The organism is Arthrobacter sp. NPDC058130 (assembly GCF_042884475.1).
In the GTDB taxonomy this organism is placed as follows: Bacteria; Actinomycetota; Actinomycetes; order Actinomycetales; family Micrococcaceae; genus Arthrobacter.
In genome coordinates this window covers 246179-259578 of the sequence record NZ_JBHVTV010000004.1, presented here as the reverse complement: position 1 = coordinate 259578, position 13400 = coordinate 246179, and the positions used below count along the sequence as shown (strand labels likewise).

The following is a 13400-nucleotide window of genomic DNA, read 5'->3' as shown; positions in this document are numbered from 1 at the left end:
GCTCCTCAGGCAGAGGGCCAGCGACTAGAGCCATAAGTCACAGGGTCAGCGGACAGGGTCAGCCGGCGGCGCCTGCCGTTGCCGGCGCCGCCGCCACCACAGGATGGTCGCGGTGCAGGTTTCCGAGGGCTGAGGCACCAAGCGGTGACCCCAGCTCCTCGAAGAACTCCACGTTGGCACGCACGTAATCGGTCCACTCATCCGGGACATCGTCCGAGTAGTAGATCGCCTCGACCGGGCACACGGGGTCGCAGGCGCCGCAGTCCACACATTCGGACGGGTGGATGTAGAGCGAGCGTTCGCCCTCATAGATGCAGTCCACCGGGCATTCGTCGATGCAGGCCTTGTCCTTCACATCCACACAGGGCTGCGCGATCACGTACGTCATGGCAGGCTACACGCCCGTGTAGACGGTCTTGCCCCACGTGAAGAAGTCCAGCGCGGACTTCCCCTGTTCGCGGAACGTGTTGGTGGAGGAGTCCTTCACGCCGCCGAACGGCACGTTCAGGTCCAGGCCCGCCGTCGGACGGTTGACCTTGATGACGCCGGCCTGGGCGCGGGCCGCGAAGTCCGTGGCGAACGCCAGCGAGTCGGTGCAGATGCCGGCGGTGAGGCCGTAGCGGGAATCGTTAATCGCGGCGAGTCCGGCCTCATAGTCCGGGACCTCGAGGACGGCCACCACGGGTCCGAAGATCTCCTCGGTCACGGCGGCGTCATCGAAGGGCAGGTCCGTGAGGACGGCGGCCGGGAAGCGGAACCCGGCGTCCGTGCCGCCGTCGTACTCACCGTGCAGCAGCGTGGCGCCGCGTTCGACGGCGGTGCGCACCGCGGCCTGGTTCTGCTCGAACTGCTGGCTGCTCACGACGGCGCCCATGCGGGCGGCGTCCACTCCGTCACGGCCGAGTCCGTCACCAGGGGTGTAGGCGGCGGCTTCCTCGGTGAGGGCGGCCAGGAAGTCCTCGCGGACGCCGGGCGTGACGTAGACGCGGGAGGTTGCGGTGCAGGCCTGGCCGGTCAGGCCGAAGGCGCCGGCGGCCACCACCTGCGCGGCCTTGCGCGGATCGGCGTCGTCCAGGACCAGCACGCCGTTCTTGCCGCCCATTTCCAGCTGCACCCGGGCGCGGCGGCCGTTCAGGATCTCCTGCAGTCCGAGCCCCACCTTGGTGGAGCCGGTGAAGGACAGCCCGGCGATGCGCGGATCGCGGGCCAGGGCGTCGCCCACCACGCGGCCCTTGCCGTGGACCACGTTGAACACGCCGGCGGGCAGCCCGGCGTCCTGCAGGGCGCGGGCCAGGTGCGTGGCGGAGAGCGGCGTGAGCTCGGCGGGCTTGATGACCACGGCATTGCCGCTGATCAGCGCGGGGGCGGACTTCCAGGCCGGGATGGCGATGGGGAAGTTCCACGGCGTGATGAGCCCGACGACGCCGAGCGGCTCGCGGCGGGTGGTGATGGTGGTGTCCGGCAGGCCGCTAGGCAGGACCTCGCCGGTGGCGGCCCAGCCGAGCGAGCCGAAGAAGCGCAGCACGTCGGAGGCGCGCTTGACCTCGCCCTTGGCCTCGGCGAGGGTCTTGCCCTCTTCGCGGACGAGGTCGCCGGCGATGGCGGCCTGGCGGTCCAGGAGGAGGTCGCCTGCGGCCATGAGGATGGCGCCGCGGGCCGGGGCGGGCATGGCGGCCCAGGCCGGCTGGGCTGCGGTGGCGGCGCTGATCGCGGCGTCGACGTCGGCCGCGGTTCCGCTGGGGGAGAGGGCAGCGAGCTCGCCGGGGCGGGCCGGGTTCATCCGCTCGGTGTCGGCCTCGCCGAGCCATTGGCCGTTGATGAGGTGCCGGGCGGTGATGAGGTCGCGCTCGGTTGGGGTCTCGGTGGGGGTCTCGGTGACAGTGGAGAGGTCTGTGACGGTGGAAGTCATGGGGTGTTCCTTCGGGAGAGTCGGAGCAGGGGGCGTGCGGCGGCCGCTGTTCAGAGGGACGGTTACAGCCCGCGGATCAGGCCGCCGTCGCAGCGCAGTGCCACGCCGGTGATGTACGAGGCCGGGGCGCTGCAGAGAAACGCGGCGGCGGCGCCGAATTCCTCGGGTTCGCCGTAGCGGCGGGCGGGGATGGTCTTGCGGGATTCGAGCTGGATTTCCTCGGGGGTGGTTCCGCGCCGCTTGGCGGCGGCCTGGTCCAGTTCCGCCACCCGGTCCGTCGCGATGCGACCGGGAAGGAGCATGTTGACCGTGACGGCGTCCAGGGCCACCTCGGCGGCGAGGGTCTTGAGGTAGCCGGCCAGTGCCGCGCGGCCGGTGTTGGAGACGGCCAGGTTGGGCAGCGGTGCCACGACGCCGCTCGAGCCGACGGCGAGGATCCGTCCCCAGCGCCGTTCCCGCATGCCGGGCAGGATGTGTGAAACCAGGGCGTGGTGCGGCTTGACCAGTTGTTCGAACGCCGCGGCGATGTCATCGGCGCCGAGCGTGGCGGCAGCGCCGGGCTTCGGTCCGGGACCGTTGAGGACCAGGATGTCGATGGGCCCGAGTTCCGCCACTGTCTGTTCGACGGCGGCGGCCACGCCTTCCGCCGTGCTCAGGTCTGCCTCGACGGCGACGGCGCCCGGCCCATAGGCGTCCGTCAGTTCGGCGACGATCTCCTTGGCGAGGACCTGGCGCCGGCCGGTGATGGCCACCCGCACGCCTTCGGCCGCCAGGGCCCGGGCGACGGCGAGGCCGAGTCCGCCGGTGGAGGCGGCCACAAAAGCGGTCTTGCCGCTGATTCCGAGGTCCATCAGTTCCTCCCCGCCGTGGTGAAGGCGACGGCCGGGCTCGGGCCAAGGGCCTCGGCGGCTTCGGTGAGGTGGGCCCGCAGGCCCGGCCGGAGAGCCTCCGGGAACGATGCGGCCGGGGGCCGGACGCCGGGGTCGGCGATCAGTCCGCGCTGGTGCAGGCATTCCTTGCGGATAGCCAGCGCGATTTTGGCCTGCTGCTCGAAGTTGATCAGCGGCAGGTAGGGCAGGAGAGCGTCGCGGGCGGCCTCATAGCCCTCGCGCTGCCAGGCCCGCACGCAGGCGATGAGCGCCTCGGGATAGGAGAACCCGGTCATGGCGCCGGAAGCGCCTGCCATGAGTTCATCCAGCAGGCCCTGCCCGCCGAGGCCGCCGAAGACGGAGACGTCCAGGGCTGCTGTGAGCTGTCCGATCGCCACGGATGTGGGCGGGGCCTCGGCCTTGACCGCGGTGACGAAGCTGCAGGCGCGGACCACGGAGATCAGTGCCTCGGTGCTGATGCTGACGCCGCTGGCCAGCGGGTAGTCCTGCAGCACGACGTCGGCGCCGGTGGAGCGGTGGATGGCGTTCAGGTGTGCGATGACCACCGCCGGGTTGGCGGAGTTGGCCTGCACCATGACGGCGGCCAGCCGATCGCCGGCGGCGGCCTGGATGGCCCGGATTTCCTCGACGGCCGTGCCGGTGTAGAGGGAGGTCACTCCCACCACGAGGGGCAGGCGCGTTTCCTCCACCACCACTTCCAGGACCAGGCCGCGTTCGGCTGCGGTCAGGGCCGCGGCCTCGCCGAACACGCCCAGGACCGTGAGCCCCGTGGCGCCGATCGACTCGTAGTAGCCCACGAGTCCGGCCAGGCTGTCCGTGTCGATGTCCAGGGCGCTGCCCTGGAAGGGTGTGGCGACGACGCCCCACACACCGGGTGTCAGTGACTCCTGCATTGGTTTCTCCTTAAGCTCTTGTTGGTCTTCGGGCAGCTGTTGGTCAGCTGCCCGAACATCAGCCCGCCCGAAGGCGGTGGACCGCTAGCGGCGATCTCTTTAATGGCCCGGCCAGACCGGCGGGCGCTTCTCCTGGAAGGCGCGGACGCCCTCGGCGGAGTCCGCGCTGTCCAGCGCCGCCATGAGGGCCGGGAGCCGGAGCCCGCGGGCCTCGGCAGCGGTCAGGTGCGCGGTCTGAGTGACCATCTGCTTGACAGCCCGGACGGAAGTGGGGGCACAGGCGAGGATCTGGTCCACCCAGCGCTGCACCGCGGCGTCGAGCTCCTCCGCGGGGACCACTTCGTTGACCAGGCCCATGGACTGCATCTCTGCGGCCTCGGCCTTCCGGCCGGTGAGGAGCATGCCCATCGCCAGGGTGTACGGGATCCGGCGCACCAGCTGGTGGATGCCGCCGTCGAGCGCCAAACGCCCGACGCGGGGTTCCGTCAGCCCGAAGCGGGCCGTGTCCGCGGCGACGACGATGTCCGCGCCGAGCACGATTTCCATGCCGCCGCCCAGGGCGTAGCCGTTGACCCGGGCGATCACCGGGATGTCCAGGCTGGTGCGCAGGCTGAGCCCGCCGAAGCCGTTCGGGTCCAGGCCGGCCCAGTACTCGAGGCCGGTCTTGTCCACGGCGGAGGCGGACATGTCCGCGCCGACGCAAAAGGCGCGGGTGCCGGCGCCGGTGATGACGACGGCGCGGACCTCCGGATCCGCTTCGAGCTGGTCCCAGATCTCGTTGAGCCGGGCCTGGGCGCCGCCGTCGACGGCGTTGAGCACGTGCTGGCGGTCGATGACCACCGTGGCGACGTGGTTCTCGATGGTCAGGGTGACCTGGTCCACCGCCGCCGGAGCCGTTCCTGCCGGCAATGCTGACACGGCGGTCACCGGAGCACCCCCAACTGCTGCAGGCGCTCGATGGTCTCGGCGTCGAACCCGTTCTCCAGCAGCACCTCCACGTTGTGTTCGCCCAGCCGCGGGGCCACCCGGCGGATGCTGGGCGGGGTGGCGGAGAGCCGGATGGGCGCGTTGAGCATTTTCACGGTGCCGACGCCGGGGTGTTCTGCCTCGACGATCATGCCGTTGGCGTGGGTCTGCGCGTCGGCCAGGGTCTGCTCCAGGGTGTGGACCGGGGCGTTGAGCAACCCCTGTTCTTCGAGCCGGAAGGTCCAGTACTCAGTGGTGTTGGTTGCAATGCGCTCGCGGAAGATCGCCTGCAGCGCCGGCTTGTTCTCGAACTGCTGCTCCAGGTTGGCGAACTCGGGCCGGAGCGTGAGGTCCTCGTCCAGGCCCAGGGCCTCGGAAATGCGCAGCAGCGGGTCCGGGGTGAAGCCGCCCACCATGCACACGGCGCCGTCGGTGGTTTCAAAGACGCCGCTGAGCGGCATGGCGCCCCAGTTGACCTCGTAGCCGCGGTTGAGCTGCATGCACGCCTCCTGCATCTGCAAGTGCAGCATGGAGTCGTACATGGTCACCTCCACCTTCTGCCCGACGCCGGAGGTTTCCCGGGTGCGGAGCGCCAGCAGGATGCCCTGCATGAGGTGCATGCCCGTGATGTAGTCGCACAGCGTGGTGGGGTAGATGGACGGCTTGACGTCGTCCGACTCGCGCCGCCACATCACACCGGAGTATGCCTGCGCGATCGCGTCCTGGCCGCCCTTGTGCGAGTAGGGGCCCTCGGGGCCGAAGCCCGTGCCGGAGGCCCAGATGATGCCCGGGTTCTGCTCCTTGAGGTCCTCGTAGCCGAAGCCCATCCGCTCCATCACGCCGGAGCGGAAGTTGCTGACCACCACGTCGGCGTCGGCAAGCAGGCGGCGGAGCACGTCCTTGCCGTCCTCGGTGCGGGTGTCCACGGAGATGCTGCGCTTGTTCCGGTTGATGGACAGGAAGATCGGGTTGTCCTGGCCGTCCTTGTCCGGGAAGGAGTTGCGGGAGATGTCCCCGGCGCCCGGGCGCTCCACCTTGATGATGTCCGCGCCGTAGTCGCCCAGCAGCTGGGTGCAGGACGGGCCCATGAACACCTGGGTGAAGTCCACGATCTTGATGCCATCGAGCGGGAGCGGGGTGCCGGCAAGTTCAGGTGCGGGCACCGCCGTCGTACCTGTTGCCCTGCCTGCCAGCAGGTCCTCGATAACGGTGCTCATGCCCCCACCACCGCATCCACGTCGAGGGAGGCGTTCGACGACGGGACGTCGCCCGGGTCAGCGCCGTGCCGGCGCATGCCCTGCTGGATGTCCAGCGCGGAGACGTCGCGGACGAGGGTGCCGTTCTGGATCGCCAGCGCGGCGGCGACGCCGACGGCCTGGCCCATGGCCATGCAGGGCGGGATCTCGCGGGACATCTTCTGCGCCTCGGGGGTGGCGGAGTAGTGGCGGCCGGCGACGAGGAGCTGGTCCACTTCCTTGGGCAGCAGCGAGCGGAAGGGGTAGTAGTAGTCGCGGCCGCGGGCCACGGTGTCGGCGAAGTGGCGGCGGGAGGTGACGTCGTCCTTGGTCATGACGTACTCGCCCTCGAGCAGGCGGGTCTGCCGGACGCCCATCTGGGACGCGACGTCGAGCATGTAGCAGTTCTCGAAGCCGGGCAGGTTGGCGCGGACGTAGTCCACGGCCTCGGTGATGCGGTCACGGGCGGCGAACTCGGCGGCGGTCATGTCCGCGGGGTCGACGCCGTCGAAGCCGGTCATGTGGGGTGCGTTGCACCAGACGACGCCGTCGATCGGGGTCTTGAGCCACCACAGCTCCCAGGCGCCGCCGAGGAGGCGCTTGATCTTGCGGTTGATGGCGCGGGCTTCCTTGGGGTTGGCCTGTTCGAAGGCCTCGGCGGCGTTGGTGTCGACGTTGCCCAGGCGGAAGACGAGGGTGGTGAGGTAGCTGTCCTTGACGTAGCTCGCGCCGGCCCGGGAGGCGACGTCGATGTCGCCGGTGGTGTCGATAACGATGTCCGCCATGTAGGCCTGCGGGCCGGACTTGGTCTCGCAGATGACGCCCTTCATCACGCCGTTGTCCACGATGGGACGGGAGAACCAGGAGTGCAGGCGGAGGTTGACGCCGGCCTCGCGGACGAGGTCGTTGGAGACACGCTTCCAGCCGTCCGGGTCGAAGGCGGCGGCGTAGCAGACCGGCTTGGGGGTGGTGTGGGAGTGGAAGTCGAAGGTGCCGTAGCGGCCCCACTTGTTCCACAGTTCCTCGGAGGTCTTGCGGTCATCCGCCGGCGGGACGATCGCCAGGCCGAGCTTCTGCAGGCGCTCGACGTATTCGGAGACGATGCCCGTGACAGTGATTTCCTGGCCGTTGATCATGTCATCGAGCACCAGGACCATGCCGCCGGAGGCGAGGCCGCCCAGGGAGGAGTAGCGTTCCAGCAGCGTGACCGAAGCGCCCGAGCGGGCTGCCGTGACGGCGGCGGCCACACCGGCGGGGCCACCGCCGACCACCAGGACGTCGGAGCGGGAGATGACGGGGGCGGTGAGGTCCGCCGTGGTGGTGCTGAGTTCCAGCGACGACGTGGCTGAAGACGGGTTCATGGGGATCCTTACTTATTTCGGCCGCAGTGTGGTTGGGGGCGTGCCGTTGGAGACGTGCCTCTTTGCGCGGCGGCCGGTGAGGTAGAAGACGGTGCTCCGGGGGAGCGCGCAGCGACGCTGACCGCGAAATCCACCCGGCAGAGGGTATGACGCAGCGCGGCCCGTTGCGGACCTTGCTGCAGGGTATGGAAAGGGTTCCGGCGGACACTGGCGTGCCCGGGCCGGAGAATGGCGACGGCGGCTAGAGCGGGCCGATCACCACGCGTGAGGTGCGTTAACCCAGATCGCTACGCAGACCTCTTCGTAGCTGTTCTTGTACCAATGCGGCGTATCCGAGGAGAAGGTGATCGAATCGCCTTCTTCCAGGGTGTAGCACTCGCCGTCCAGGAAGATGTCTTTCCGGCCGGAGAGAATAATGCCGAATTCCTCGCCGCTGTGGCGGAAAGGTGTGGCGCTGGTGTCGTGGCCTGGCGGACTCACGATCCATTGTGCCTCCAGCGCGCCGTTGAGGTCCGGGGTGAGCAGTTCATAGACCGCCTCACCCACAGATTTCTTGGTCACGCCTTTGAGGTTTCGCCGCTCGGCCTTGCGGACCACGGGCGACCTGGTTTCTTCCTGTCCGATGAAGAACTTTCCCACGGGGATGTCCAGGCCGTGCGCCAGCTGCGCCAGGGTGGTGAAGGACGGATTGGCCAGGCCGCGTTCGATCTGGCTTACGATCGCCGGGCTGAGGCCGGTGACTTCGGAGAGCTTCGCCAGGGTCATCCCTTTGTCTTTGCGCATGTTGCGGACCTTGTTGCCTACGGTGGCAAGAAGGACGCTCGTGCCGGCTGGGGAAGATCCCGCGACGCTTTCGTTGGCCATGGTCCGACTTTCTCTTGGTGAGCTGACACACATAACTATAGTGAAAACTTTTAGCGAATCAATGGTTTTCGTAAATTTCTTTACTGTTCCCGCGGTGTCCGCAGTTGGCCGGGGCGGGGATAGGCACCTGGCTTCGTGCCTGTTTGGGGTCTGCTGTGGGGTCAATCCGGGCCAGTTCCCCCTTGGCCCCCGCTCCGATTGGCGGCATCACTCAAGGTCGGGACGTACTTTCCGCCAGACCATTGACTCTGTGAAGATCTTCAATATAGTTGTGTGAGCCGCAACACTAAGGGTTCGACGCTAGGCGAACAGGGAAAGGGCGCAACGACCTTCTGGCGGAAGGTGCGCCCGGCCGCGTTCGTGATCGTTCCCTTGTACTGATGCAGTGGCATCTTCCAAGCCATCCGCAACACACGATGTTGGCCGGTCAGCAGGGACGCGTTCCTTTAGGGATAGGTTCCTTGTTTCCGAGCTGGATGGCCCGTTTGCATTCAATCGCTACGAAGAGGCATGCGTAGCTATCTGGGCTAACTCACCTCCCATGTGGTGATCCGGTCCCGCCCTGCGGACCAAGCCAAACGATAGTTTCGATTTCCGGCGGCCCCAACAGGACGTCCGCCGGCGATCCGTACCCTCCCGCGCCCCGAAGGCGCGGGGGAAGGAAAAGTATCATGACTGACACTGTCGTCAAGATTGACCTGGAGGGCGGCCGGAAGTCCCGGCTCTCTCCGGAAGTACGCCGCGGGCTGCTGGGCCTCGGGCTCGGAAACACCCTGGAGTGGTACGACTGGATGGTCTTCGGCCTCCTGTCGGCCTTCATCGGGCCAAAGTTCTTCCCGTCGCAGGACCCCGTTGCCGCGACCCTGAGTGCCCTGGCCGTTTTCGCCGTCGGCTTCGCGTTCCGTCCGCTGGGCGGCGTCCTGCTCGGCACCTTCGCCGACAGGATCGGACGACGCCGGGTAATGCTCTGGTCCATCATGATGATGGCGGTCACCACCCTGATTATTGCCCTCTGCCCCACCTACGATCAGATCGGTGCAGCCGCCGGCATCATCCTGCTGGTCTGCCGCATCGTCCAGGGCATCTCCACGGGCGTTGAAGCCCCGTTGTCCACCGCCCACGCCGTCGAACTCCTGCCCGAGGGGCGCGAGGGCTTTGTGGCCGGCATCATCTCCTTCTACGTCAACGCAGGCATCCTGCTCGCCTCGCTGGTCAGCTGGCTGTCGTCCCTGATGCTGGGCGGAGCCGTCATGGCCGACTGGGGCTGGCGTGTGCCGTTCATCGTCGGCGCGGCCTTCGGTTTCGTCGTGGTCTACCTGCGCCGGACCCTTCCCGAAACCATGAAGCCCGAGGAACTGGCGGAAAACAAGTCCGCCAAGACGGTCTGGGGCGGGGTGCGCAAGCACTGGCTCAGCGTGCTGGCCATCACGTTCGTCGTCGGTGCGGCGCAGGCCTACAACTACGCCTGGAACACCGGCCTCCCGACGGCGGCCCGCAGCGGCTTCAAGGAAGACGCCACCGCCGTCTTCGCACTCACCACCGTCCTCGGCGTCGTCCTGGTGGTCGGAAGCCTCATCATCAGCAAGCTGGCCGATGGCAAGTCGATTTCCAAGTGGTTCCTGATCACCCGTGCGCTGTCCATCCCGTCCGTCTTCCTGATGCTGATGTACGTCAAGCCGGGCATCGCCGGCTTCGCTGCCGTCCTCCTCGGCGGCTCGGTGGTGCTGGTCCTGAACATGACCCTGTACAACGTGGTCACCAGCTCCCTTATGCCGAAGAACTGCCGCGGCGCCGGAACCGCCCTCGGGTACGGCCTGGGCGTGGCCCTGTTCGGCGGCACGGCCTCCTACCTCCTGGTCTGGCTCCAGTCGCTGAACGCGTCCTGGATCTTCCCCGTCTACGTGGCCGTCCTGTCGGCGCTGAGCATTGTCTTCTACCTGCTTGCCCGGAAGAAGAACGGCATCTTCGTCGGCCGCTAGGAACACCGGCAACCCCGGAACCATCGGCAAACACGAACGCAGGAAGCAGGAACGGAAAGTGGGAACGCTCATGGACGCCAGTCGCCCGGACTTAAGCAGCGGGGAGGCAAGCGTGATCTCCTTTGATCTCGACGCGTCAGACGTGGAGCTCTTCGAGGCAGCCCGCGGGCTGTTGCTGACCGCCCATCACAGCGAGAACCACCGGGTGGCTGCGGCCATGCGCGGTGAGTCAGGGGCTATCTACTTCGGACTGCACGTTGGCGCAAAGCGACTCAATGTGTGCGCCGAATCCAGCGCCCTGGCCAATGCACGCATGGCACAGGAAACCTCGATCCATTCCGTGGTGGCGGTCAGCATGGACGGACAGGGGGAACCCCAGGTCACCAACCCCTGCGGCCTATGCCGGGAACTGCTGCGTTCTTACGGAACCGAGACGTCCGTCCTGGTCGATGCCGAGGGTGAGGTGGGCAAGATCCGGATCAAGGAACTGCTGCCTTTCCCCTGGATGCGTGCCGCCGAAACGGAGTGGGACACCCTCCCGCCCCGCGTGGAGGAAAGCGCCGGCTAGCACCAGCTGGAACGCCAGCGCCAACACCAGCGCCAAGAGCGGCGCCAACACCAGCGCCAACTCAACAGGCATCGAAAGAAGGCCGGGACCCACAAGGTCCCGGCCTTCTTGCGTGCCGGACATCCCGCCGTCGTCCGCGACGCCGCCGCCGTAGCCCGCGCGCGCCGCCGTCGCCGTCGTCGGAATATTGCCGGACATAAGGAAGCTGGTGCAGCCGCCGCGTTTCCGCTAAACCACTGCACCAGCAGGTAGTACGAATTTTCTGAATACTATGAAACGTTACTCATTCGCGGCTCCCTAGGTCCCGGGGGTTGATGACCGGGTCTTTACGTCTTCTTCAAGGTGCCTCGTCATCAGCCAGCCTGCGCCGGCCATTGCAATGCCCATAACCATGAAGGCCCAATTGTCCATGGTGTTCAGCGACAGGAAGTTGGCCGCCGAATCCAAGCCGACGATGAAGCCGTAAATGCTAAGGACGATGTACAGCAGGCCGGAGCCCATGAGGAAATTCCGGGCGCCCAGGGCGGTCCGGGACATGCTCAGGCCGGTGGCGCCGATCGCGAGCTGAACGATGTTCAGCAACATCGACACCTGGAACAGGTTCAGGAAGAGGGCCTTGGAATCGGGCCCGAAGAACCTGAGTTCGCTGTAATTCGTAGTGATGCCGGGGATGAACCCCAAGATGCCCACGACGATCAGGACGATACCCACACCCATGCCAACGTTCTGTACATCTGTCCGACCAAAATGAACGCCGTGCGCATGAGGAGATGCGGTAGTCATTATTGCCTCCAACCACTGATTGCGGACACTAACAATTTTACGACCCGGGTCTGGAAAAAGCTCCGGAAGGCCCGGGGCGGCAAATACCGCGGATTCGCCCGTTGTGCCTGTCGGAAACCGGGCGGATGCCGGGCCCGTGGCACCATGGATCTCGATGAAACTGCGCGCTGATCAGACCGGACAACGTGGCCTTCCGATGCCCCTGGGGCTGCAGGGTGCCCTCGAGTCCGCCCAGGCCGCCGTCATATCCGCCCTCGTGGTGGTGGCGCCGATCGTCATGGTCTGGGCCACGGCCGGCTTCCAGCACAGCGGGTTCGACGTCCTGGCACGCCTGGCCGGCCAGGCCTGGCTGCTGATCCACGGCGTGCCGCTGCTGCTGGACACCCCCGGTGCGGGGTCCGCGGCGCACCCGGAATCCGGCACGCTCTCGCTCATCCCGCTGGGGCTGACCCTCATCCCGTTCCTGCTCGCGTGGCGCGCCGGCCGCCGGCTCGCCCGCGCCTCCTACACCGATCAGCTCTGGCAGGCGCTGCTCGGCTCCTGGCTGATGTACGCCGGCTTCGGCCTCGCCACCGGCTTCGTTTGCCGCACGGCCGACGTCGGCATCAGCCTCTGGGCCGCCGCGCTCATGCCGCTCATCCCGTTCGGGCTCGGCATGGTGGTCGGCGCCCGCCGGGAGGCAGGCTCGTGGAGCCGGCTGATCGGCGTCGACGCCGTTGCCTGGCTTTCCCGCACCAGCCAGCATTCCCGCTGGGCCGGCTCCTACCTGGGCTCCGCCATCAAGGCCGGATCTGTGGCGCTGATGGCGAGCCTGGCGATGTCGGCGGCGCTGCTCGCCGTCGACCTCTTCATCCACTGGAACCTCGTGGTGGCCGTCTATGAAGGGCTCGACGCCGGCGCCATGGGCGGCGCTGTCCTCACCATCGTGCAGTTGGGGTTCCTGCCCAACCTCGTGGTGTTTGCGCTGGCCTGGATCTGCGGTTCGGGGTTCGCCCTGGGCGTCGGCTCGCTGGCCGGGCCGCTGGGGACCGCCGTCGGGCCGCTGCCGTCCATTCCCGTGTTCGCCGCGCTGCCGGCCGGCTCGCTGGACTTCGGCTTCGTGGCCCTGGTGGTGCCGGCGCTGGCCGGGGCGCTGGCCGGCTGGTGGTTCCTGCGCGAAGGCGAGAACCACTTCGACGAGTGGCTCTCCATCAAGATCCGGGCCCGCTGGTTCACCGCCGCGGCCTCCACCCTGGTGCTGGGCGCGGTGATCGGCTCGGTCGCCGGGCTGCTCGCGGCGGGCCTGGCCTGCCTGGCCCGAGGTTCGGCCGGCATCGGCAGGCTGACGGAGATCGGGCCCGACCCGCTATCCATGGCACTGTTCGTGGCCGCAGAGGTGGGGATCGGCGTCGTGATCGGCTACGCGGCCGGACCCTGGCTGGAACGCCAGCAGAAGCTGCGCGAGGCAGACCTCGAGGCGGTCAGCCACCGCTGAGGCCTTGGCCCAGCCGCTAGCGCAGCTGCTGTGCCGCTAGCGCAACTGCGTGGGCATGGAGTTCTCCAGCTGCGTCCTGCAGGCCGAGGTCGCCTGCTGCGTCAGGGCGTGGCGGACGCACTGCTGGTAGTCGCGGATCTGGTTGAAGAACAGCGTCGAGGCCAGGACCACCAGCAGCATCACCGCTGTGACCACCAGCCCGGAAATCGTGCCGAAGAGCACCAGCCGCGATTCCTTGTCCTTCACCGCCCGGACCAGCACCACGATGCCCAGCGCGATCCCGGCCACCGTAAGGAGCGCCGTCAGCCACAGGTAGGCCACGTCGAGCTGGAAGACGAAGAAGGAGCCCAGGACTGCGACGATGAACAGCCGGAACAGCGTATGGGTCAGCCGCGGAGGTTCTTTGGCCGCCTGGCCGCGCGGATGCCGGTCAGGCTCGCCGCCGCCGGAGTCCGTGGGGGAATTCATGTTTTCCAGC

Annotated in this window: 13 protein-coding genes; 3 read left to right on the top strand and 10 right to left on the bottom strand. The window is 67.7% G+C overall.

The genetic code is table 11. The features are described from left to right. Positions 1-58: 58 nt before the first annotated feature. The 8 genes from fdxA to ACFVTM_RS10710 all read right to left on the bottom strand — a co-directional run bounded on the left by fdxA (position 59) and on the right by ACFVTM_RS10710 (position 8118). Positions 59-388, bottom strand: a complete 330-nt coding sequence (fdxA, locus tag ACFVTM_RS10745; protein ID WP_390203436.1) for a ferredoxin — start codon at positions 386-388, stop codon at positions 59-61. 6 nt (positions 389-394) lie between these two features. Then, positions 395-1909 carry an aldehyde dehydrogenase family protein gene (locus tag ACFVTM_RS10740; protein ID WP_390203435.1) on the bottom strand — a complete coding sequence of 505 codons (1515 nt, stop codon included), beginning with the start codon at positions 1907-1909 and terminating at the stop codon, positions 395-397. Between the two features lie 62 nt (positions 1910-1971). After that, the gene (locus ACFVTM_RS10735) at positions 1972-2760 is read right to left on the bottom strand and encodes an SDR family oxidoreductase (RefSeq protein WP_390203434.1); all 789 of its coding nucleotides are present in this window, start codon (positions 2758-2760) and stop codon (positions 1972-1974) included. Further along, the gene (locus ACFVTM_RS10730) at positions 2760-3692 is read right to left on the bottom strand and encodes a dihydrodipicolinate synthase family protein (protein ID WP_390203433.1); all 933 of its coding nucleotides are present in this window, start codon (positions 3690-3692) and stop codon (positions 2760-2762) included. The genes ACFVTM_RS10735 and ACFVTM_RS10730 overlap by 1 nt, the downstream gene beginning before the upstream one ends. 99 nt (positions 3693-3791) lie before the next feature. After that, positions 3792-4619: an enoyl-CoA hydratase-related protein gene (locus ACFVTM_RS10725; RefSeq protein WP_390203432.1), complete on the bottom strand. Its 828-nt coding sequence runs from the start codon at positions 4617-4619 to the stop codon at positions 3792-3794. Next, positions 4616-5875, bottom strand: a complete 1260-nt coding sequence (locus ACFVTM_RS10720) for a CaiB/BaiF CoA transferase family protein (RefSeq protein WP_390203431.1) — start codon at positions 5873-5875, stop codon at positions 4616-4618. The genes ACFVTM_RS10725 and ACFVTM_RS10720 overlap by 4 nt, the downstream gene beginning before the upstream one ends. Further along, positions 5872-7254: an FAD-dependent oxidoreductase gene (locus ACFVTM_RS10715; protein WP_390203429.1), complete on the bottom strand. Its 1383-nt coding sequence runs from the start codon at positions 7252-7254 to the stop codon at positions 5872-5874. The genes ACFVTM_RS10720 and ACFVTM_RS10715 overlap by 4 nt, the downstream gene beginning before the upstream one ends. A gap of 255 nt (positions 7255-7509) precedes the next feature. Further along, positions 7510-8118, bottom strand: coding sequence for a helix-turn-helix domain-containing protein (locus ACFVTM_RS10710; protein WP_390203428.1), 609 nt, complete (start codon positions 8116-8118; stop codon positions 7510-7512). A 671-nt stretch (positions 8119-8789) separates the two neighbouring features. Here ACFVTM_RS10710 and ACFVTM_RS10705 point away from each other — a divergent pair. Both ACFVTM_RS10705 and ACFVTM_RS10700 read left to right on the top strand, forming a co-directional pair. Then, on the top strand, positions 8790-10097 hold the full coding sequence (locus ACFVTM_RS10705; RefSeq protein WP_390203427.1) for an MFS transporter: 1308 nt from the start codon (positions 8790-8792) through the stop codon (positions 10095-10097). Between the two features lie 112 nt (positions 10098-10209). Continuing rightward, positions 10210-10665, top strand: coding sequence for a hypothetical protein (locus ACFVTM_RS10700; protein WP_390203426.1), 456 nt, complete (start codon positions 10210-10212; stop codon positions 10663-10665). Positions 10666-10962: 297 nt separating this feature from the next. Here the strand turns inward: ACFVTM_RS10700 and ACFVTM_RS10695 are convergent, their stop codons facing one another. Further along, complete coding sequence (locus tag ACFVTM_RS10695) at positions 10963-11382, bottom strand: DUF4383 domain-containing protein (protein WP_390203425.1); 420 nt, start codon at positions 11380-11382, stop codon at positions 10963-10965. 220 nt (positions 11383-11602) lie between these two features. Between ACFVTM_RS10695 and ACFVTM_RS10690 the strand changes: the two genes are divergently transcribed. Continuing rightward, complete coding sequence (locus ACFVTM_RS10690; RefSeq protein WP_390203424.1) at positions 11603-12922, top strand: DUF6350 family protein; 1320 nt, start codon at positions 11603-11605, stop codon at positions 12920-12922. Between the two features lie 36 nt (positions 12923-12958). Here the strand turns inward: ACFVTM_RS10690 and ACFVTM_RS10685 are convergent, their stop codons facing one another. Continuing rightward, on the bottom strand, positions 12959-13390 hold the full coding sequence (locus ACFVTM_RS10685) for a hypothetical protein (protein ID WP_390203423.1): 432 nt from the start codon (positions 13388-13390) through the stop codon (positions 12959-12961). Positions 13391-13400 lie beyond the last annotated feature (10 nt).